This is a genomic window from Leucobacter sp. VD1 (assembly GCF_037150695.1).
Taxonomy (GTDB): domain Bacteria; phylum Actinomycetota; class Actinomycetes; order Actinomycetales; family Microbacteriaceae; genus Leucobacter.
Genome location: NZ_JBBCPO010000001.1, coordinates 1,110,703 through 1,132,332 on the forward strand (window position 1 = coordinate 1,110,703; position 21,630 = coordinate 1,132,332).

19 protein-coding genes are annotated in these 21,630 nt (G+C 67.0%); 2 read left to right on the top strand and 17 right to left on the bottom strand.

The genetic code is table 11. From position 1 onward, the window contains the following. The first annotated feature begins 84 nt into the window (after nucleotides 1–84). Nucleotides 85–651, top strand: coding sequence for a single-stranded DNA-binding protein (ssb, locus tag WFL22_RS05195; RefSeq protein WP_336650810.1), 567 nt, complete (start codon nucleotides 85–87; stop codon nucleotides 649–651). Nucleotides 652–683: 32 nt separating this feature from the next. Here ssb and msrA read toward each other — a convergent pair whose 3' ends face one another. The 4 genes from msrA to WFL22_RS05215 form a co-directional block, all read right to left on the bottom strand. Beyond that, nucleotides 684–1,211, bottom strand: coding sequence for a peptide-methionine (S)-S-oxide reductase MsrA (msrA, locus tag WFL22_RS05200; RefSeq protein WP_336991746.1), 528 nt, complete (start codon nucleotides 1,209–1,211; stop codon nucleotides 684–686). Then, entirely contained in the window at nucleotides 1,211–2,056 is an 846-nt protein-coding gene (nadE, locus tag WFL22_RS05205; protein ID WP_336991747.1) for an ammonia-dependent NAD(+) synthetase, read from the bottom strand. Before nadE ends, msrA begins: the two co-directional genes overlap by 1 nt. Nucleotides 2,057–2,079: 23 nt before the next feature. Then, the gene (gene dnaE, locus WFL22_RS05210; RefSeq protein WP_442918465.1) at nucleotides 2,080–5,589 is read right to left on the bottom strand and encodes a DNA polymerase III subunit alpha; all 3,510 of its coding nucleotides are present in this window, start codon (nucleotides 5,587–5,589) and stop codon (nucleotides 2,080–2,082) included. 117 nt (nucleotides 5,590–5,706) lie between these two features. Continuing rightward, a complete protein-coding gene (locus tag WFL22_RS05215; protein ID WP_336991748.1) occupies nucleotides 5,707–6,756 on the bottom strand; it encodes an acyltransferase in 1,050 nt (349 codons plus the stop codon). Nucleotides 6,757–6,919: 163 nt separating this feature from the next. On the opposite strand from WFL22_RS05215, the gene WFL22_RS05220 reads away from it, so the two are divergent. After that, nucleotides 6,920–8,443: a glycosyltransferase family 2 protein gene (locus WFL22_RS05220; protein ID WP_336991749.1), complete on the top strand. Its 1,524-nt coding sequence runs from the start codon at nucleotides 6,920–6,922 to the stop codon at nucleotides 8,441–8,443. 42 nt (nucleotides 8,444–8,485) lie between these two features. Here WFL22_RS05220 and WFL22_RS05225 read toward each other — a convergent pair whose 3' ends face one another. The 13 genes from WFL22_RS05225 to murD all read right to left on the bottom strand — a co-directional run bounded on the left by WFL22_RS05225 (nucleotide 8,486) and on the right by murD (nucleotide 21,625). After that, nucleotides 8,486–9,403 carry an RluA family pseudouridine synthase gene (locus WFL22_RS05225; protein ID WP_336991750.1) on the bottom strand — a complete coding sequence of 306 codons (918 nt, stop codon included), beginning with the start codon at nucleotides 9,401–9,403 and terminating at the stop codon, nucleotides 8,486–8,488. Then, complete coding sequence (gene lspA / locus WFL22_RS05230) at nucleotides 9,390–10,088, bottom strand: signal peptidase II (RefSeq protein WP_336650803.1); 699 nt, start codon at nucleotides 10,086–10,088, stop codon at nucleotides 9,390–9,392. The genes WFL22_RS05225 and lspA overlap by 14 nt, the downstream gene beginning before the upstream one ends. Nucleotides 10,089–10,096: 8 nt before the next feature. Further along, complete coding sequence (locus WFL22_RS05235; protein WP_336650802.1) at nucleotides 10,097–10,771, bottom strand: DivIVA domain-containing protein; 675 nt, start codon at nucleotides 10,769–10,771, stop codon at nucleotides 10,097–10,099. A gap of 86 nt (nucleotides 10,772–10,857) precedes the next feature. Then, entirely contained in the window at nucleotides 10,858–11,151 is a 294-nt protein-coding gene (locus WFL22_RS05240) for a YggT family protein (RefSeq protein WP_336650801.1), read from the bottom strand. Nucleotides 11,152–11,154: 3 nt separating this feature from the next. Next, nucleotides 11,155–11,658: a cell division protein SepF gene (locus WFL22_RS05245; protein ID WP_336991751.1), complete on the bottom strand. Its 504-nt coding sequence runs from the start codon at nucleotides 11,656–11,658 to the stop codon at nucleotides 11,155–11,157. Nucleotides 11,659–11,690: 32 nt separating this feature from the next. Next, a complete protein-coding gene (locus tag WFL22_RS05250; RefSeq protein WP_336991753.1) occupies nucleotides 11,691–12,398 on the bottom strand; it encodes a YggS family pyridoxal phosphate-dependent enzyme in 708 nt (235 codons plus the stop codon). A 5-nt stretch (nucleotides 12,399–12,403) separates the two neighbouring features. Continuing rightward, nucleotides 12,404–13,648, bottom strand: coding sequence for a cell division protein FtsZ (ftsZ, locus tag WFL22_RS05255; RefSeq protein WP_336650798.1), 1,245 nt, complete (start codon nucleotides 13,646–13,648; stop codon nucleotides 12,404–12,406). A gap of 139 nt (nucleotides 13,649–13,787) precedes the next feature. Further along, complete coding sequence (locus tag WFL22_RS05260) at nucleotides 13,788–14,975, bottom strand: FtsQ-type POTRA domain-containing protein (protein WP_336991754.1); 1,188 nt, start codon at nucleotides 14,973–14,975, stop codon at nucleotides 13,788–13,790. Between the two features lie 31 nt (nucleotides 14,976–15,006). Beyond that, entirely contained in the window at nucleotides 15,007–16,446 is a 1,440-nt protein-coding gene (gene murC / locus WFL22_RS05265) for a UDP-N-acetylmuramate--L-alanine ligase (RefSeq protein WP_336991755.1), read from the bottom strand. A gap of 120 nt (nucleotides 16,447–16,566) precedes the next feature. Beyond that, on the bottom strand, nucleotides 16,567–17,769 hold the full coding sequence (locus WFL22_RS05270) for an MFS transporter (protein ID WP_336650795.1): 1,203 nt from the start codon (nucleotides 17,767–17,769) through the stop codon (nucleotides 16,567–16,569). Nucleotides 17,770–17,787: 18 nt separating this feature from the next. Further along, nucleotides 17,788–18,864: a UDP-N-acetylglucosamine--N-acetylmuramyl-(pentapeptide) pyrophosphoryl-undecaprenol N-acetylglucosamine transferase gene (locus tag WFL22_RS05275; RefSeq protein ID WP_336991756.1), complete on the bottom strand. Its 1,077-nt coding sequence runs from the start codon at nucleotides 18,862–18,864 to the stop codon at nucleotides 17,788–17,790. Continuing rightward, the gene (gene ftsW, locus WFL22_RS05280; RefSeq protein ID WP_442918442.1) at nucleotides 18,861–20,096 is read right to left on the bottom strand and encodes a putative lipid II flippase FtsW; all 1,236 of its coding nucleotides are present in this window, start codon (nucleotides 20,094–20,096) and stop codon (nucleotides 18,861–18,863) included. Before ftsW ends, WFL22_RS05275 begins: the two co-directional genes overlap by 4 nt. Next, complete coding sequence (murD, locus tag WFL22_RS05285) at nucleotides 20,093–21,625, bottom strand: UDP-N-acetylmuramoyl-L-alanine--D-glutamate ligase (protein WP_336651622.1); 1,533 nt, start codon at nucleotides 21,623–21,625, stop codon at nucleotides 20,093–20,095. Before murD ends, ftsW begins: the two co-directional genes overlap by 4 nt. Nucleotides 21,626–21,630: the final 5 nt, after the last annotated feature.

The window sequence follows — 21,630 nt, forward strand, 5'->3', positions numbered from 1 at the left end:
GCACGATCCGGTTCGTCTACTCCCCCCATGACCCTCGGCAGGGCACCGCGCCAGGTGGCCTGCCTGTCTCGAACGGAGTTTCACATGTCCACTCACGTCAGCGTCGTCGGCACGATTGCCACTGCGCCTCGGCTCATCACCACATCTGCGGGCGTCGTCTTCTGCACCTTCCGCATCGCGAGCAACGAACGGCGTTTCGACCGCGAGCAGAACCAGTGGGTCGACGGCGAGACGAACTGGTTCACCGTCAACGCGTTTCGATCGCTCGCCGAAAACGCAGATCGTTCCTTCCGCAAGGGCGACCGCGTGCTCGTCAACGGGCGATTGCGCATCCGCTCGTGGAGCAAAGATCAGAAGTCAGGCACCTCAGTCGAGATCGAGGCTGACGGCCTCGGGCACGACCTGCGCTGGGGCACCTCGCGCTTCGAGAAGCAGAGCCGCTCGGGCGAGACGCCCACCTCACCGACCGCGGCATCGAGCGACTTCGACGCTCCCCCGCCCGATCACCTCGCCGGCGCTGATGCGCACGGCGAACCGTTCGAGGATCCCGGTGCGCCCGTCGACCCTGGGCCGCTCACGCCGGGGTCAGACTCCGCGGAGCCCACCGAATCCATCCTCGGTGACGGATTCATGCCACCGCTCGCGGCTTGAGCCCGGGCCCGGGGCGACCCATCAGGTATGTGTCAGCGCAGGTACTCCGCGAAGCCTGCCCGCACCTTGTTGACCTTGGGCACCGCTACCGAGAGGCAGTATCCCTGGGTGGGGTTCTTCGCGAAGAAGTCCTGGTGGTACTCCTCTGCGGGAATAACTTCGCCGAGCGGCTCGATGGTGGTAACGATTTCGCCGGGCCAGAGCGCGGCGGCGCGGCGGCGGGCGTCCTCGAACAGCGCCCGCTGCTCGTCGTCGGCGGGAAACATCGCCGAGCGGTACTGCGTGCCGACGTCGGCACCCTGGCGGTTCAACTGGGTGGGGTCGTGCATCGTGAAGAACGCATCGAGAATCACCTCGGCAGGGATCACACTCTCGTCGAAGGTCACGGCGACGGCTTCAGCGTGGCCGGTGGTGCCAGTGCACACCTGCTCGTACGTTGGGTGCGCGGTCGAGCCGCCGGTGTAGCACGACACCACCTCGGTGACACCACGCAGCGCGCGATAGGCCGCGTCGAGGCACCAGAAGCAGCCTCCAGCCAGAACGAAGGTCGTGGTGCTCATCAGTCCGCACTCCTCTCGGTGGCGTTCCACCAGCTGTGCTGCGGCGCCACCGGGAGCCGCCGCTTGTGCTCGGTGCCGCGATAGCGGCGTTCCAGGTTCTCGGCAACCCGCGACGGCACCTCTTCGCCGCGCAGGTAGGCACCGATCTCGGGATAGCTCACGCCGAGACTCGACTCGTCCGACTGACCGGGCACCTCGTCGAGCAGGTCGGCGGTCGGCACTTTCTGCCAGAGCCGATCCGGGGCTCCGAGCTGATGCAGCATCGCGGCCCCCTGCCCCTTGGTGAGCCCCGTGAGCGGCACCACATCGGCCGCGCCATCGCCGAACTTCGTGAAGAACCCCGTGATGGCCTCTGCGGCGTGATCGGTGCCGATCACCAGCAAGCCCCGGTCACCGGCGATCGCGTACTGCGCAACCATACGCATCCGCGCCTTCACATTGCCCTTCGTGAAGTCGCTGACCTCACTGCCTGCGCCCGCAGACACCGCGGATGTCAGCCCGTCGACGCCCGGGGCAATATCGACGGCGATGGCGCGGTCGGGCCTGATGAACTGCAGCGCGAGCTGCGCGTCGTCTTCATCTCGCTGCACGCCGTAGGGCAGGCGCACCGCGATGAACTCAGCCTCGCGTCCTTCCGAGCGCAGACGCTCAACGGCGAGCTGCGCGAGGCGACCCGCGAGCGATGAGTCCTGCCCGCCTGATATCCCCAGCACGAAACCCCGGCAGCCGGGCACCGCACGGGCGTAATCGGCGAGGAACGCAACGCGGCGCTCGATCTCTGCCGTCGCATCGATCTCGGCCGCAACCCCGAGTTCACGAATGATCCGCTGCTGCATCTCGCTCATGCCCCCACCCTACTCCGCGGGTGTTACGAAACGACTTCCTCCACAGGCAAGAGGCAGCGCGGGCCGAGCAATCCCTTCAGCTCACCGAAGAGGTCGGAGGTGATCCGCACCTGCTCGCGCAGTTCGAACACCCGCACCGCGTGGGGCGTGATCAGGCTGAGTCGCACCTCGCTCTCCCCCGGGTGCCGCTTCAGGGTCGACTTCAGCTCCTCCATCAGCGGTTCGGTCGCGCGCGACTCCGAAAGGGTGAGTGCGAGCGACGTCGCATCTTCCTGCACGCCGGCGTCGATCGGCTTCACACCGTAGGCGTGCATAGACATGCCATCGTCGCGGGCGTTCAGTTTGCCGCGCAGCGCCACGATGCTGTCCGGCTGCAGCATACTGCCGAACTCCTGATACGACTTACCCATGAAGAGGGCCTGCACCTCGCCGGTGAAGTCTTCGATGGTGACCATGCCATAGAGGTTGCCCGATTTGGCGGTGCGGTGCTGCACGCTCGTGAGAAGACCGGCAACCGTGACGATCTCGCCGTCGTAGGTAGAGGTGTTCTCGGGGTTGGTGATCTGCTGCACCGTCACACTCGCCTCCTTGGCGAGGGCGACGTCGAGGCCGCGCAGCGGGTGATCTGAGACGTACAGGCCGAGCATTTCGCGCTCGAATGAGAGTTTGTCTTTCTTCGTCCATTCGGGCCTGTCGGGCACCTGCGATGCGGCTTCGGCTGCGTCACCCGAGGCTTCGGCAGCCTCGGCGAAGAGGCTGTCGAAGTCGAAGCCTACGTTGCCGTTCTCCGCGTCGCGCTTTTCTTTCACGGCGCTCTCGATGGACGGTTCGTGAATCTCGACGAGCGCCCGGCGCGTGCCCCCGAGCCCGTCGAATGCGCCCGCTTTGATGAGCGACTCGACGGTGCGCTTGTTCAGCACCGAAAGTGGCACCTTCTTCAAGAAGTCGTGGAAGCTCTCGAAGCGACCCTTCTGCTCGCGCGCCTCGCGGATCCCCTCCACCACGTGCGTGCCGACGTTGCGGATCGCACCGAGGCCGAAGCGGATATCCTCACCGACCGCCGAGAAGTTGGCGAATGATTCGTTCACGGCGGGCGGCAGCACCTTGATGCCCATGCGGCGGCACTCGTTGAGGTAGATGGCGAGCTTGTCTTTCGAGTCGCCCACGCTGGTGAGCAGCGCGGCCATGTACTCACCGGGGTAGTGCTCTTTCAGGTAGGCGGTCCAGTAGCTCACCACACCGTAGGCGGCGGAGTGCGCCTTGTTGAAAGCGTAGTCGGAGAACGGCAGCAGGATGTCCCACAGCGCCTTCACGGCGGCGTCGGAGAAGCCGCGCTCCTTCATACCGCCGGAGAACCCCGCATACTGCTTGTCGAGCTCTGACTTCTTCTTCTTGCCCATCGCACGCCGCAGAATGTCGGCTTGGCCGAGCGAGAACCCTGCGACCCGCTGCGCGATCGACATCACCTGCTCCTGGTAGATGATGAGGCCGTATGTGGTGTCGAGGATGTCTTTCAGCGGCTCTTCGAGCTCGGGGTGGATGGGCGTGATCGGCTGCAGCCCGTTTTTGCGCAGCGCGTAGTTGGTGTGCGAGTCGGCGCCCATGGGGCCCGGTCGGTAGAGCGCGAGGACTGCGGAGATGTCTTCGAAGTTGTCGGGCTTCATGAGGCGCAGCAGGCCTCGCATCGGGCCGCCGTCGAGCTGGAAGACGCCGAGGGTGTCGCCGCGGGCGAGCAGTTCGTAGGAGGCGGGGTCGTCGAGTTCGAGCCGTTCGAGGTCGAGTTCTTCGCCGCGGTTGAGCCTGATGTTTTCCAGGGCGTCAGAAATGATGGTGAGGTTGCGCAGCCCCAGGAAGTCCATCTTGATGAGGCCAAGACCCTCGCAGGTCGGGTAGTCGAACTGCGTGACGATCTGGCCATCCTGCTCGCGCTTCTGCAGCGGGATGATATCGATCAGCGGATCGCTCGACATGATCACACCGGCGGCGTGCACACCCCACTGACGCTTCAGCCCTTCGAGCCCGAGCGCGGTCTCGTAGACCTTCTTCGCGTCGGGATCTTCCTGCAGCACGGAACGGAACTCCGCTGCCTCTTTATAGCGGGGGTGGTCAGGATCCGTGATGCCCGAGAGCGGAATGTCTTTCGCCATCACGGCGGGAGGCATGGCCTTCGTGAGTTTTTCACCCATGCCGAAAGGGAAGCCGAGTACGCGCGAGGCGTCTTTCAGCGCCTGCTTTGATTTGATGGTGCCGTAGGTGACGATCTGCGCCACGCGCTCGTCGCCGTACTTCTCGGTGACGTACTTGATGACCTCACCGCGACGGCGATCATCGAAGTCGACGTCGAAGTCGGGCATGGAGACGCGGTCGGGGTTGAGGAAGCGCTCGAAGATGAGGCCGTGCTGCAGCGGATCGAGGTCGGTGATCCTCATCGCGTAGGCGACCATGGAGCCCGCACCGGAGCCTCGGCCGGGGCCCACACGGATGCCATTGTCTTTGGACCAGTTGATGAAGTCGGCGACCACGAGGAAGTAGCCGGGGAAGCCCATCTGGGTGATGACGCCGATCTCATATTCGGCTTGCTTGCGCACTTCATCGGGGATGCCGTTCGGGTATCGGTAGTGCAGGCCGCGTTCGACCTCCTTCACGAACCAACTGTCCTCGGTCTCGCCGTCGGGCACCGGGTACCGGGGCATGTAGTTGGCCGAGGTATTGAACTCGACACTGCAGCGCTCGGCGATGAGCAGCGTGTTGTCGCAGGCTTCCGGGTAGTCGCGGAAGATGTGCCGCATCTCTGCGGCGCTCTTCAGGTAGTAGCCGGAGCCGTTGAACTGGAACCGGTTGGGATCGTCAAGCCGCGAGCCTGACTGCACGCACAGCAGCGCCGAGTGCGCTTCGGCGTCGGCCTCGTGCACGTAGTGCAGGTCGTTCGTGGCGACAAGCGGAATCTTCAGGTCGCGGGCGATCTTGATGAGGTCAGACTGCACCTGGCGCTCGATATCGAGGCCGTGATCCATGAGCTCGCAGAAGAAGTTCTCTTTGCCGAAGATGTCCTGGAACTCGGCGGCGGCCTTCACGGCTTCGTCGTACTGGCCGAGGCGGAGACGAGTCTGCACCTCACCCGAGGGGCACCCCGTCGTGGTGATGAGCCCCTTGCCATAGGTCTGCAGCAGCTCCCTATCCATACGGGGCTTGAAGTAGTAGCCCTCCATCGATGCCAGCGACGACAATCGGAAGAGGTTGTGCATGCCCTCCGTGGATTCGGAGAGCATCGTCATGTGGGTGTACGCGCCGGCACCCGAGACGTCATCGCCCGCGCCGTCGCCCCAGCGCACACGGGTGCGATCGGAACGATGAGTGCCCGGCGTGAGGTAGGCCTCGATGCCAATGATCGGGTTGATTCCGCGATCCTTCGCCTGCTTCCAGAAATCGAAGGCGCCGAAGGTATTGCCGTGATCGGTGACCGCGATCGCGGGCATGCCCTGCGCGAGAGCAGCGTCCATCAACGGCCCGACGCGAGCCGCGCCATCGAGCATGGAGTACTCGCTGTGCACGTGCAGGTGTACGAAACCGTCTTTCTCAGACACCGATGGAGCCCCTTTCGCCGATTCTTCCAGGGTACCCCGCAGCACCGGCCCGTAGCACCGCGGCCGCTATGCCAGGTAGCGCCCGGCCCGCGGGATCCGCCGCAGCAGCGCCGCCACAGCAAGGCTGGGAATGAGCACGAGCACGGCGAGTACCGGCACCGACAGCAGCGGCGGCGCGAACTCCGTGGTGAGGCCGAGCTCTCGATAGAGCCGCTGAAACAGCGGGTGCACGAGGTAGATGCCGAGCGAGTTCGCGTCAAGCACCGCCGCGAGGCGTGGCATTGCTCCCCCGGCTTCACCCCAATGTGCCCGCGCGAGGCAGAAGATGGCCACCGAGACAAGCCCGACACCGGGAGTGAGGAAGCCGAAAAAGGCCTCGTCCGATCCGCCTTCGGCCCGCGACACGAGTGAGGTGCCTACTCCGGTGGCGAGCAGCCCGAGCGCGCCGGCCATGGCGATCCACCCCAGCTGGGCGCGCCGTAGCTCGACACGGCTCAGCAAGTACCCGAGCACGAAGTAGACCGAGTATCCGAGCACGAGCTCGACGCGCACCGTGCCGAGCACTTCGCTGAGCACCTCCCCCGCCACTGGCAGCCGTTCGAGCATCGGAAACACGAAGGTGAACGCCCCTGCGAGTGCCACGAAGTACCACGCCGTCGTGGTCTCACGCACGATCGCGCGCAGCAGCGGCAGCACCATGTAGAGGCCCGTCAAGGCGAGCAGGAACCACAGGTGGAAGTGACCGGTGAAGAATCGTCGCAACAGTTCGGCGGGGTCGCCGCTGCCGCCAGGCCCGTACACTTCAACGATGGCGTACAGCAGTGACCAGCTTGCGAACGCGACGAGCAGGCGTGGAATGCGCCGCCGCCACAGGCTGCGCAGGGTCAGGGGGCGGGCCGGGTCGAGCAGCAGGGCTCCCGAGATCATGAAGAATACGGGCACGCAGAAGCGCAGCGCACTGTTGATCCAGGCGAGTGTCTCCCAGCGGGCGCCCTGCGGTGGCAGCTCGTGCCATTCGGTGATGGCTGCGTGCAGGGCTACGACCGCCACGATAGCGATGGCCCGCAGCATTTCGAGGTAGCGGATGCGCCCGGATCCGTCGTTCGCGCCTCTCATCCGCCCCATGTTAGCGGGCGCGGATCGGCGGCCAGAACGAGCACGACGGCGAGCGTGCCGCTGCCCGAGCCTGCCGCACCCAGCGCTCCGCTGGGTGCGGGCGATACAGTGACTAGCGGCGCGCCTCACGGCGCATACCCGAGGCTGAACAAGGAGAGCTGCCGTGACCGATTCCATCCCGCTGGTGAGCGTTGTGATGCCTGTGTACAACTCCATGCCCTATCTCACCGCGACCCTGGAATCGGTGCTGGCACAGGACGTCGCTGGTCTTGAGGTGATCGCGGTCGATGACGGATCCAATGACGGCTCGGGCGAAGAACTCGATTGTTTCGCGGCGCGCGACGACCGTCTCACGGTGATCCACCAGCCGAACAGCGGCTGGCCGGGAGCACCCCGCAACCGCGGCATCGAGCGCGCCACCGGCGAGTTCGTGTTCTTCATGGATTCTGACGACACGCTCGCCCCGCATGCGCTGAGCGCAATGGTCGAGATGGCCCAAATGCGAAACGCAGAGGTGGTGATCCCGCGCATGCAGGGTGTAGCGGGGCGGGGCGTGCAGCAGCTCTTCCAGCTCCACCCGCACGGGCCCATCAGCATCGCGCGCGCGATGGAGACGCTGTCACCGCAGAAGCTGTTTCGACGCGATCTCATCGAGCGCGACGGTCTGCGCTTCCCTGAAGAACACGTGCGCCTCGAAGACGGCATCTTCGTCACCCGGGCGTACGTGCTCGCGCGTGAGATCGCGTTCTGCGGGCGCAAACCGCTCTACTTCATCGCGCTGCGCGACGACGGCGGCAATATCTCCACGCAAGGCATCGACCCGGAGAACTATGTGTCCTCCTGCCGCCGTATCGCCCGCATCCTGCTCGACGGCGTACCCGACCGCAAGCAGGCCGATCAGCTCGTGCTCCAGTTCTTCGGCCGCAAGGGGCTGCGTTTCTACGCTCCGAAGCGGTGGCTGCGCATGGACGATGCCCGAAAACGCGAATGGGTGGAGCTGCATCGGCAGTTTCTCGAGGAGTTCGTGCCTACCGAGGTTGAGGCGCGCATCTCACACCCCACCGATCTTCTGAAGACCCGTCTCATCCGGGCGGGCGACGTGGCCGGTCTGGATCGGCTGATCAGCGCAGCTGCAGCGTTGGAGCACGACTCCCGCGTGAGCAAGCTGGTGCCGCTCTCGCGCGCCGCCGAGCTGACTGTGACGATCACCCCGGCAGAGCCACGGCCCGAGGGCGGATCTTGGCTCGCGGATGCTCGGATTGCTGACTGGCGGCTGCGCGCAGCGGATCGTCTGCACCGGCTGCTGCGCCCGGCGATGGGGTCGCGTCTGGTGCGTGGCGCCAGTCGGCGTGTTGCGGATCTTGTCGTGTCGGGCGCGCCGAGGGTGCAGCTGTTGATTTCCGGTCGTAAGGCCGGGCGACGGGTGTCGGTTCCCGGCCGGATCGCGAGTTACGACGCCGCGGGGGCGCTGCGCTACCGCTTCGTGCTGCCCGAAGATCTGCTGCAGCGCTTCGGCAAGGACCGCGTGGATCTGTGGACCGTGGCCGAGGTCGACGGTCTGAGCGGTGGCTCTGCGCGCGTGTCGGCAGGGGTGGTGCGGAAATCGGGCACCAAGATCGCTCCGGGGGTCGAGGTGTACGCGACCACGCAGGGCAACGCGACGATCCGCAGGATCGCCCGCTCCTAGAAGCTGCGCCGATCGTGCTCGTGGCAGTCGTGCTCGTGGCGGCTACGCCGCGAGCACGTCGAGCGCGTGCTGCAGGTCTGCGGGGTAGCTGCTTTCGAACAGCACCGCTTCGCCGCTACCGGGGTGACGAAAGCCGAGCCGCATCGCGTGCAGCCACTGCCGGGTGAGGCCGAGCCGCTCGGACAGGGTCGGGTCGGCTCCGTACATGCCGTCGCCAACGCAGGGGTGCCGCTGCGCGGCCATGTGCACGCGGATCTGGTGCGTGCGGCCGGTTTCGAGCTCGATTTCGAGCAGGGTTGCGTAGGGGAAGGCTTCGAGGGTTTCGTAGTGCGTCACCGAGGGCTTGCCGTCTCGGGTGACTGCGAACTTCCACTCGTGTCCCGGGTGCCGACCAATAGGGCCCTCGATGGTGCCTGAGAAGGGGTCGGGGTGGCCCTGCACAACGGCGTGGTAGATCTTGTCGACCTCGCGTTCTTTGAAGGCGCGTTTAAGCTCGCTATAGGCTCGCTCGCTCTTCGCCACGACCATGAGGCCGCTCGTGCCTGCGTCGAGGCGGTGCACGATGCCCTGGCGTTCAGCCGGCCCAGAGGTCGCGATGCGGTAGCCCGCGCCCGCGAGGGCACCGAGCACGGTGGGGCCTTCCCAACCGAGCGAGGGATGGGCGGCAACCCCTGCTGGCTTGTCGATGACGACGATATCGTCGTCGTCGTGCACGATGCCGAGCTCGGGCAGGTGCACGGGCACCACCTCGGGGCCGCGCTTTTCCTGCCAGGAGACTTCGAGCCAGCCACCGGCGGCGAGTCGGTCGGATTTGCCGAGCTGCCGACCGTCGAGGGCGACGCCGCCGCTCTGGGCGACCTCGGCCGCGAAGCTTCGTGAGAACCCGAGCAGCTTCGCGAGGGCGGCATCGACGCGTTCCCCTGCGAGCCCATCGGGCACGGGCAGGCTACGCTGTTCCATCGTCGCGGCCCTCTCGTGGTTCGCGCTGCCCGGTATCGTCGCTGCGGGGTTCAGCGGCGTCAGCTGCGGGATCGGCTGCGGTCGCGTCGTCGCTCTGACCGTGTGCATCGGTGTCGCGATCCGTGCCTCGCCGCACTCGGGGCGAGCCGTCGATCGGCAGTCCCAGCAGGCTGATCACCACGAACAGCAGCATGCTGCTGACAATCGCGATGTCGGCAATGTTGTAGATGGCGGGGTTGAAACCGAGCCACATCCACGGCGTGAGGATGAAGTCGATGACGTGCCCCTCGGGAAACCCTGGCTCGCGGGTGAGGCGATCCGTGAGGTTTCCGAGCACACCGCCGAGCAGCAGGCCAAGGAAGATCCCCCAGGAGAGGGAGCGCAGGCGGCGCAGCTGCCACAGGATCACGACGACGACCACGGTTGCGAGGATCGTGAAGATCCACGTCGAACCGCTCGCCATCGAGAAGGCAGCACCGGGGTTCCGCACGAAGTGCCACTGCAGGAACTCCCCGAGCACGGGCACGGTGCGCCCCTCGGGGAGATGTTCGACGACCCAGTTCTTAGCGAGCTGGTCTACGGCGAACACGACGATCGCGACGCCGAGCAGGAGCACGGGCACCAGTCGGCGTCGCGATGACGAAGGTGTGACGGCATTCGCCGTCACCTTGGAGGCGTCGTTCACGCTCCCTGCTACTGCAGACCGTCAGGCGCACCTGCGGGCTCGGGCGAGCCGTCGAGGCCGCGCAGCTGCGACTGGATGTAGGAGCGCAGCGTGGAGCGGTACTCCGACTCGAACTGGCGCAGCTCCTTGATCTTGAACTGCAGGTCGCCGCGCTCTTCGCCGAGCACGCGCAGCTCTTCGGCGCGCTGCTTCTGCGCTTCTTCGACGAGGTGCTTTGCGGTGCGCTCGGCGTCTTCGATCATCTGATCGCGCTTCTGCTCGGCCTCGCTGATGAGGCGGTCGCGGGTGCTCTCACCCTCCTGCACGTGCTTGTCGTGCAGTTCGAGCGCGAGCTGCAGCATCGCACTCGACTTGACGGCGTCTGGCTGCGCGTTTGTGGCGGGAGCGGGCGTCTCGACCACGGGTGCCGGTGCCGCAGCGGGCTTGGGCGCGTCAACCACGATCGTCTGCTCGGAGGCATCGGTCGAGTCGTCGGAGTCGCTGCCCTCGTGAGCTTCGCACTCGGCGAGTTTCGTGGTGAGCTCTTCGATCCGGGCGTTCAGCTCGGCCTTCTCCTGCTCGTGCTGACGCAGCTCCTCGACGATGGTGTCGAGGAAATCGTCGACCTGATCGAGATCGTATCCGTCGCGGAACTTGGTGATCGTGAACTTCTGGTTCACGACATCTTCAGGAGTCAGGGCCATCGTCTACGTCTCTTTCGGTTCGGGACCACTTGCGTGGTTATGGAACAACGCTAGCAAATAATGTCCGGTTCGCGCACGAAGCGGGGCTACCAACCCGGGATGATGGCCAGGAGAATCCAGCACGACAGCAGTGTCAGCATCCAGCCCAGGTCGAGGGCGATCTGCCCGAGACGGATCGGCGGCAGCAGCCTGCGGAACATCCTGATGGGCGGATCGGTGACCGTGTACACCAGCTCGACGAGCACTGCGAACACGCCGCGAGGGCGGAAATTGCGGTTGAGCACCACAATCCAGTCGAGCACGAAACGCGCCCAGAGCACGAAGATGTAGATGCGGAGCGCTACTTTGAGCACCGACCCGATCGCGAAGACGACCTCCACCGCTTACGCCGAGGGGGCCACGAAGAACGAGCCGCTGTCATGCTGACGCGAGTCGTCGCTGCCCACCTCGATGTGCTCGGGTGAGAGCAGGAACACCTTGCTGGTGACGCGCTCAATGCGCCCGTGCAGGCCCATGGTGAGCCCACTGGTGAAGTCGATGAGACGCTTCGCGTCGGCCTCATTCATTCGGGAGAGGTTGATGATGACGGGCAGGCCCTCGCGGAAGTTCTCAGCGATGACCTTCGCGTCCTTGTACTCGGTGGGGTGCACCGTGAGGATCTCGTTCATCGGCTGCTGCGCCGCCTGCTTGGTGGGGGTGACCCGACGCAGCGGCGTCACGGAGGCGCGCTGGGGTGCGGGCCGAGCCGGTTCCGGCTTCGCAGCTGCCGGCGACTCCTTCGCGCTCGCGCGGGGAGCCGCAGCCTGCTGCGACGCGGCGTGCTGCTCTTCGAGGTCCTCCTCGGCGAGGCCCAGGAACACCATGGTCTTCTTCAGCGGGTTGCTCATCATTTCTCCCAACGCGGTGCGGTGCTTCGAGGCTACCTGGGGTCCGGGCGTTTTCCGGTGATTGCGCTGCCGATTCGCAGGTGTGTCGCCCCGGCGTCGATCGCCTCGCGGTAGTCGTGCGTCATGCCTGCCGAGATGGCTGTCGCCTCCGGCGCGAGCAATCGCAGTCGTTCTGAGTATTTGCGCAGCCGCGCGAAGGCGGAGGCTGGGGCTTCTTCTTCCGGCAGCGGCGCGACGGCCATGATGCCTCGCAGGCGCAGTGTCGGAGTGTCGAGCACGCGCTCGGCGATGCGTTCGAGCTCCTCGGGCGCTGCCCCGCCGCGACCGGGGTCGTCGGTGAGGTTGACCTGCACGAAGGCTTCGATGGGTTGCGGTGCCTCGACCGTGGCGAGCGCATCGACGAGCCGTTCGCGGTCGATGGAGTGGATCGCGTTCGCATAGCGGGCGGCCTGCCTGGCCTTCTTCGTCTGCAACTGACCGATGAAGTGCCAGCGGAGCCCGAGTTCGGCAAGCTCTTCGGCCTTCGCCTGCGCCTCTTGGTGGCGGTTCTCACCGACATCGCGCACGCCCAGTTGCGCGAGTGCTGCGACGAGAGAGGCGGGGTGGAACTTCGTCACGACAATGAGCGTGACGTCGTCAGCTTCGCGGGAGGCGGATCGGCAGGCATCTGCGATCCCCTCCCGCACCGAGGCCAGCCGCTCGTCGAGCCCGGGATACGCTGCGAAGTCGACGTCGACCACGCCGGTTACCTCAGGAACTCGGGGATGTCGAGGTCGTCGTCATCATCGCCGTCGAAGGCGGGGTCGGGCAGCTGGGCTTCGACGGGCGGGTTCGACAGCACCTCGCCGAACTGACCCGTGGGCGGGTTCTGCGGCTCGGCAGCGCGCTCCCCTGCGGCATTGAAGCCCTTAAAGCCGAGGCCAGTGGCTTCGCCGTTGGCGACGGCGGCAGCGGTTCCGCTGACGGGGGCGGGCACGTCGTTGATGCTCTCGATGTGGCTGCCTCGACGACCGCGCAGCTCTGAGGACTGCACCTGGGGCGAGGGCTCGGCGTCGAAGCCGGCCGCGATCACGGTGACGCGCACTTCGTCGCCGAGGGTGTCGTCGATGACCGTGCCGAAGATGATATTGGCTTCGGGGTGCACGACATCCTGCACGAGGGTGGAGGCCTCGTAGATTTCGCTGAGGGCGAGGTTCGAGGAGCCCTGGATCGAGAGCAGCACACCGTGGGCGCCCTCGACAGAGGCTTCAAGCAGCGGCGAGGCGACGGCGAGTTCGGCGGCCTTGATGGCGCGATCGGCGCCGCGGGCGGATCCGATGCCCATAAGCGCTGCGCCGGCTCCCTGCATCACCGATTTGACGTCGGCGAAGTCGAGGTTGATGAGACCGGGCGTGGTGATGAGGTCGGTGATGCCGGAGACACCCGCGAGCAGCACCTGGTCGGCTGCCGCGAAAGCTTCGATCATGCTGATGCCGGGCTCGCTGATGTCGAGCAGGCGGTCGTTGGGCACCACGATTAGGGTGTCGACGGCCTCACGCAGGGTGTGCACGCCGGCGTCGGCCTGCGCCGCACGGCGCTTGCCTTCGAAGCTGAAGGGGCGGGTGACCACGCCAATAGTGAGGGCGCCGATCGACTTTGCGATCCGCGCTACGACCGGGGCTGCCCCGGTGCCGGTGCCGCCGCCCTCGCCAGCGGTGACGAAGACCATGTCGGCACCGGCGAGCGCTTCCTCGATCTCCTCTGCGTGGTCTTCCGCTGCGCGTCGACCCACCTCGGGGTCGGCGCCGGCGCCGAGGCCGCGGGTGAGCTCGCGGCCGATGTCGAGCTTGACGTCGGCATCGCTGAGCAGCAGCGCCTGAGCGTCGGTGTTGACAGCGATGAACTCGACGCCGCGCAGGCCGAGCTCGATCATACGGTTGACGGCATTGACGCCGCCGCCGCCGACACCGACGACCTTGATCACGGCGAGGTAGTTCTGGTTGCCTGACACGAGGATCCCCTCCAACCTTCAACCTCTAGCTGAAGTTAAAAGTTAGTATTGGCGTATACATTTACTGCGCACAACCGTATGGGGCGCAGCGCTCTCCGCGTCGCAGACACGCCGCACGAAGCAGAGCAATTCGCTCGCATCAACGGAACACCGGCGCATCCGCAGACGAGACATCGATGTATTCAACCCCGCGATCCGCAAGAGCGACAAGCATCCGGGCCAGCACCTCAGCCTTGTACCGCGTGCGATCCGCATCGCCCCACAGCACCTCGATCCCGTTCGACAGCGTGAAGGTGACATCCTGACCGCTCGACGCCGTCACCGACACCACCTGCGCACGCAACTCATCGGGCATGTCGCGCAGCGCGCGGCCAGCCGAGCGGAACGCCTCCGACGAGAAATCGGTGACAGCCCCCACACCCACCGGCGCACCAGCCGGCGGAGTTTCAGCCGACGCCAACAGCACCCCAGCAGAGTCGAACACCGAGAACCCGGCATCGCCCTGCACCGAGATTACCGGCACCCGCTCCTCGATCCGCACCAGCAGCGTATGCGGCGGCACCCGCTCTACGGCGTAATGCTGAATCATCGGAAACGGTTCGAGCGCGCGATGCACCTCCGCATCATCGACGAGCGCCAGCGGCCGGCCGTCGAAGCGGGCCAGCGCCTGCTGCACATCCGCGGGATTCACATTTACCGTGCCCACAACCTGCACCTCGCGCACCGCCATGATCGGCGTGAACGCCCCCGCCACGACGAACAGCGCAAGCGCTCCGACAGCGGCGAGGGCGATCTGCCAGTTGCGGCGACGCCGACGGCTCTCCGCCGAGAAGCGGCGGCTTTCTGAGCGCAACTGGGCGCGATGCTGCCGCTCGGCCTGCCGCAGACGGCGCTCAGCCGCGCGCACCGGATCGCTCTCCTGCGACGCGCGCAGGCGGGCGAGCGAGAATCGCGGCGCAGCTTCGGCTGACACGAGATCGAATCGATCCGCACCGTCGATGTCTCGGGCCGCGGGCTCAACGCCACCCGGCTCGGCGACCGGATCCACCTCGGCCTCTCCGCGGAGCTCCGCAGCCTCCCTCGCCTCGCGCACCTCACTGAGATCAACAGTGGGCGCGAGTGAGGGGTCGGCGACACCACCACGCGGTTCGTCCGCGCGCTGATTCGACCCAGCAGCATCTGCGAGCGCCGCAATGCGACGGCGAAGCAACGACGGGCGCGGCGTCTCCTCCACCCCGTCACCGGAAGCGGGGGTCAACGCCTGCGGCGCATCGGCATCGGGCAGACCCGGCTCCGGGGAACTGTCGAACCCGCTCGGCCGCTTCATCGACCCGACCCCCTCGTCACCGCGCCTCCCCCTACGCGCCGGTGGGCTCGAAGCGGTCGCGCAGCGCTGCGACCACCTGCGGGATCATGCGGTAAACCGAGCCGCAGCTCATCGTCACCATCACATCTCCCGGCCGTGCGATCTCGGCGAGGTAGTCGGCCGCATCCTGCCAGTCAGGGCGATACGCAACCCGACTCTGATCGGCGAAGTCGTCAGCGACCAGTGCACCGGTGACGCCCTCCACAGGATCTTCGCGCGCACCATCGACGGCGATCACGACGGTGTGATCGGCACCGGCTTCGAGTACCTCAGCGAACTCGCGGTGGAACAGCTGCGTGCGGCTGTACAGATGAGGCTGGTGGATCGCGATGAGCCGCCCCTCCTCGCCGACGACGGCCCGCGCCGAGTCGAGCAGCGCGGCGACCTCGGTGTGGTGGTGGGCGTAGTCGTCGTAGACCCGCACCCCGCCGACCTCAGCATGGAACTCGAAGCGACGCTTGGTTCCCCCGAACTCGGCGATCGCGGCGAGCGCCGGCCCCGCCTCGAACCCGAGCCCGGTGAGCACCGCGAGAGCGCCCACCGCGTTGACAGCATTGTGGCGGCCATACACCGAAAGCTGCGCCTCGTGCCGTTCAACGGCGTCGTCGACACCTGCAAGCTCGACCACGAAACGCACCGGGCCGGAGGCATCGATCGAGACGATGCGTACATCGGCGTCGGCGTGCTCGCCGAAGGTTCGAATCGGGGCCGCAGAGCCCGCGGCGCGCACAGCTTCGAGCACCTCAATGGCGCCCGGGTCATCGGCAGAGATCACCACCTGCTCGCGGGCCCCCAGCGCGAAGTCGACGAAGGCCTGCATGAAGGCCTCGCGCGAGCCGTAGAAGTCGAGGTGCTCGGGGTCGACGTTCGTGATGAGCGCGACGGCGGTGTCGTACAGCAGGAAGGACTTGTCGCTCTCGTCGGCTTCGATCACGAACAGCTCATCGCGGCCCGGCGCCGAGCTCACACCCAGTGACTCGATGATGCCGCCGTTCACGAAAGAGGGGTCTGTGCCGAGGCCGAGCAGACCGGTGACGACCATGCCCGTGGAGGTGGTCTTGCCGTGGGCGCCGGCGACCGACACCACCCGCTTGCTGCGGGCGAGCCAGGCCAGCGCCTGTGAACGGTGCAGCACGGGGAGGCCCCGCGACAGCGCAAGCTGATACTCAGGATTGTCTTGCCAGAGGGCTCCGGTCACCACGAGCGTGTCGGCGTCGCCAACGTTCGCGGCATCGTGGCCGATGCTCACCGGAATGCCGAGCTGTTCGAGCGCCTCCGTCGAGTAGTTGGCGCTGCGATCGGATCCCGTCACCCGCACACCGGCCTGGTGCATCATGCGGGCGATGCCGCTCATGCCCGAGCCGCCGATGCCGACGAAGTGCACGCGTCCGAGCGTGTCGGGGATCTCCATCTCGAGATCGGGGTAGATCATCTGGCCTCCCAAGGATTGACACTCCAGCGTACCGCCTTCGCAGGCCGACTCACTGAGATCGCGGCTGGCTGGCGCGCTGGCGATGCACGTGTCCGATGGAGACGCGGGCGCGGATCCGCATCACTCCCGGAGTGCGTGTTCTGCCGCGGGCTTCGGCACGAGCGGCACGGCGAGCAGCGGTGTCACGGCGGTGAGCGCGAGCGCCGCGGGCACGCCGAGCACGCCGATGAGGGCTCCCACCACCGGCCCGACAGCGGCGGCGACGAGGAACTGCCCGGTGTTCTGGATCCCGAGCGCGCGCCCCGCCCAGGCGGGCCCCGCGATCTCAGCGACGGCCGTGAATGCGAGCCCGTTGTCGGCCACGCTCACGCAGCTCGCTACCAGGTAGGCGACCGCAGCTGCACCCGCCCACCCGGCCCAGCCGAACCCTGCGGTAGCAAGCAGCGCGGCGATCCCGGCGATCGCGACGAGTCGCAGCGGCCCGAGCCGCGACATCGCCCGGTCACTCCAGGCTCCCACCACAATCCGGCATGCCGCGCCGGCGAACTGGGAGGCTGCGACGAGCGCACCCGCAGCGAAGGCGCTCCAGCCGAAACCGACCGTGAACCACACGAGCCCGAAGGTCGACAGGGCGAACTGCGGCACCACGAGCAGCATCGACACCGCATGGATGCGCACGAGAGTCGACGAGGCCCGGTAGGGGCTACCGAGGGCGACGGCACCCGGTTTCGCTGCACGTTGCGGGTCGCGCACGGCGAAGGCGCACAAGATGAGACTGAGCGCGCTCAGCGCGCCACCGAGTGCGAGGGCCGGGCCGACCCCCCCGGCAGCGGCGAGCGGGGGCACTCCCAGCGCAGCCGCCGCAATGCCGAGCGGCTGGCAGGTCTGCCGGATCCCCATCGCGAGCCCTCGCCGATCAGGCGGGAACCAGCCGGTGATGAGCCGACCGCTGGCACTGTTCGTGCACGCCGAAACCGCGCCGCTCACCACGAAGGCGATACCGAGCGCGGCGAAACCATGCACCGCCGTCGAGGCGGCGACAACGGCAACGGTCAGCGCCAGGCCGACGAGGAGTACACGCCGCTCCCCGAAGCGGTCGGTTGCCGCACCCCAGGCCACGAGCGACAGCACCAGACCGAGGTTCGGGGCTCCGGCGAGCAGGCCGGCGGCGGCGAGGCTCATCCCCTCCCGCTCAAGCATGTGCGGAATCAGGAACGCCGGAGCCGCAGAGACGACGGTGGTGGCAGCCTGCGCCACGACCATTGCGGCGAGCATGACCCACAGCCGAAGCGGGATCGGCTGCCGGGTGACGGGCAGGTGCATACGGGATCCGGCCGCAGCTCAGCGGGCCGCGAGCGCTTCTCGCACGAGCGCGAGCAAATGCTCGGTGCCGTCGAGCGTGCCGCCGCCCCTGGCGCGATCCGCCATGTCTGCGAGGCGCGCATCGTCGCGCACCAGCGGAATGAGCACCCCGCGCACCCACTCCGGGGTCAGATCATCGTCTTCGACGAGCATCGCGCCACCGGCAGCGACGACACCGGCAGCGTTGAAGCGCTGCTCGCCGTTGCCGTGACTGTACGGCACGAACACCGCCGGGATTCCGAGCCCGGAGAGCTCGCTCACCGTTGTCGAACCCGCACGCGACACGGCGAGATCACAAGCAGCGAGCGCAAGATCCATGCGGTCGCAGTACGGGATCACGGTGTAGCCGGGCACCGCCGGATCCTCGACATCGGTGAGCCCACCCCAGATGTGCAGCACCTGGATGCCCGCGGCTGTGAGCGCAGCCGCCGACCCCGAGATGCCCCTGTTGATCGCCCGAGCGCCGAGGGACCCCCCGGTCACCAGCAGGGTGCGCTTGGCAGGGTCGAGCCCGAAGTGCTCGCGCGCCGATGCACGCAGCCCCACGCGATCGAGATGAGTGATCTCAGGACGCAGCGGCATCCCGGTGACGCGGGCGCCCGGAATGGGCGTTCCCGCAAAGGTCACGCCCACATAAGAGGTGCGGCGAGCCCCCAGCTTGTTCGCCATACCGGGCTTGGCATTGGCTTCGTGGATCACCACGGGCACGCCTTCCTGCGCGCCCGCACGATAGGCGGGTGCCGAGGCATAGCCGCCGAACCCGACCACGACGTCGATGGAACGCTCTCGAATGAGTGCGCGCGTCTCGCGCACCGCTCGTGCGAACCGGGCGGGAAAACGCAGTGCCGCGAGGTTCGGCCGCCTGGGGAACGGCAGCCGTTCGATGTACACGAGTTCATAGCCCCGCTCAGGCACGAGCCTCGACTCCAGCCCCTCCCGGGTGCCGAGCACCACGATCTCAGCGTCGGGTTCCTCGGCCCGGATGAGGTCGGCGAGTGCGAGCAACGGGTTGACGTGGCCGGCAGTGCCGCCGCCGGCGAGCAGGTAGCTTGTCATCGGATGCCTCGGCTCCTTCTTCCTGTGGAGGCGGTAGCTTCGAGCTCCGCCCGGTACTGTGCGCCGTCGCGCGCGATCGAAATGACCACACCGATGGCGGCGAGGCACGCGATGAGTGCGGTGCCGCCGGCGCTGATGAGCGGCAACGGCACCCCCAGCACCGGGAACACGCCGATCACAACGCCGATGTTCACAAACGCCTGACCGACGATCCAGACCATGATGCCGCCCACAACCGCGCGACCGAACCTGTCGCGGGCGCGGGTGATCACCCGCAGCATCACCACCATCAGCACGATGAACAACACGATGACGAGCAGCGCGCCGATCAGCCCGAGCTCCTCGCCGATGATGGCGAAGATGTAGTCGTTGTCGGCCGCGGGCAGCCACGACCATTTCGCCTTAGAATTGCCGAGCCCCACACCGAACAGGCCGCCGCTGGCGAGCGCCCACTTGCCGTGCGTCGACTGCCAGTCGAGCCCGCTGTAGTCATCGGTGCCACCGGCGTGGCTGAGCAGACGCGCCATACGATTCTGGCTGGTCAACACGAAGAACACCACCGCGAGCAGGCCTCCGCCAGCCGTGACCCCGAGCGTCTTCCAACTGATCCCACCGAAGTACATCGCGCCGAACACCATGGCCGCCATGATCAGCACCGTGCCGAGGTCGCGCCCCAGCAGCACCACGCCCAGAGCGATCACCGCTCCGGGCAGGATGATCGGAATGATCTCGTGCCGCATCTGACCCAGCAACGGCTCTTTGCGCTGCAGCACCGCTCCCACCCAGACCACGAGCGCCAACTTCAACGCCTCCGAGGGCTGCGCGCCAAGACCGCCGATCTGAATCCAGTTGCGATTGCCGTACACCTCGATACCGAGCGGAGTGAACACCAGCAGCTGCAGCGCAATACCCACCGCGAGCAGAACCCATGCCCACCGCTTCCAGAACGACACCGGCATCGCCGCAGCGATGAGCATCAGCGGGATACCGATCAGCGCGAACGAGGCCTGACGCCAGAACCCGCCGAAGAACCCCTGATCGTCGAGGTATGAAGTGATCGACGAAGCCGAGAGCACCATGATGAGGCCGAAGCCCACGAGCAGCAGCGTGATGGTGTAGAGGGCGGCGACCGTCGAGTCGGATCCGGTGCGCAGCATCGCCCCCAGGCTGATGCGGGCCTGGCCGGGCGCGCTCCCCCCGATCCCCTCCGATTCGGACGCCACGCCACTCACTCCAGTTCGCGCACGGCCGCCTGGAACTGGCGGCCCCGATCCGGGTAGTCCGTGAACTGATCCATCGACGCGGCCGCAGGGGCCAACAGCACGGTGTCGCCCTCGCTCGCGAGCGAAGCCGCGGCCTCCACGGCGCGCGTCATCACCTCGCCGGCAGAGCCCTCAGCCACCATCTCTCGCTGCGCGATCTCCGGCACGATCTCGATGCGCGGCACCTCGGGCGCGTGCGCTTCGAGTGCGGCGAGCACCTCGGCCCGTTCGGCCCCGATGACCACGACACCCCGCAGACGGTGCGCGTGGGCCGCAACCAGTTCAGCGATATCGACGCCCTTCAGCAGGCCGCCCACGATCCATACCACCCGCTGCAGGGCCCGCAGCGACGCATCGGCCGCGTGCGCGTTGGTGGCCTTCGAATCGTCGACCCAGGCGACACCCGCCACCTCCCCGAGCTGCTGCGCACGGTGAGCGTCAGGCACGAAGCCGAGAATCGCGCGCGCGATATCAGCGGGCTCCACGCCCCGTGCCCGCGCGAGCGCGCTCGCGGCGAGCACGTTCTGCACCATGTGGGGTGCGGCGATGCCGCGCTCGGTAAGCTCGGCGACCGTCACCAACTCATAGGCCTCGCTGCGCCGCTCCGCGTGGAAACCGCGATCGATGAGAATCCCCTCGACCACCCCGAAGCCGCTCGGCGGAGGCGAGTCGAGACCGAAGCTCACCGCGCGCGCCCCCTCGATGACATCGGCTTCTTCGACCATGCGCTCGGTCTCGGCATCGGCGCGGTTGTAGACGCAGGCGACCTGCGTGTGCTCATACACCTTCGCCTTCGCAGCCCAGTAGCCCTCGACGCTGCCGTGCCAATCGAGGTGGTCGTCGGCGAAGTTGAGGCACGCGCTCGCATAAGGCGAGATCTCGCCCAACCGGGCGAGCTGGAAGCTAGAAAGTTCGACCACGATCACGTCGTAACCCTGCGGATCGCGCAACGCGTCGAGAATCGGTGTGCCGATATTGCCGGCAGGGGTGGCCCGTAAGCCACCAGCCACCAGCATGTGCGCGGTGAGTTGCGTAGTAGTGGTCTTGCCGTTGGTGCCCGTGATGCAGATCCAGTCGGCAACTCGCGCGGTCTTGTCGCGCAGCCGCCAGCCGAGCTCGATATCGCCCCACACCGGGATGCCCTGCTGCGTCGCCCACGACGTGAGCGGATGGTCAGGCCGATACCCCGGCGACACCACCACGAGATCAGGCCCGAACGCGGCAAGATCGCCCAGCTGCTCAGGGTTGGTGTCGGCGCGGAAACGCTCCGATCCGATCACATCGAGCAGGCGCTCGCGATCCGGATCCGGAGCCCCATAGATCACCCGCACCCGCGACCCCAGCTCCACAAGCGTGTCTGCGACCGAGAATCCGGTCACCCCGAGCCCCAGCACGGCAACCCGCAGGCCAGCCCAGTCGTCGTGCCAGCTCGCGAGCGCGAGCACCCGCTCAGTGGTCCACTCGGTCTGGTTCACCTGATCCCCCGCCGTCTCCGTCATGCCGT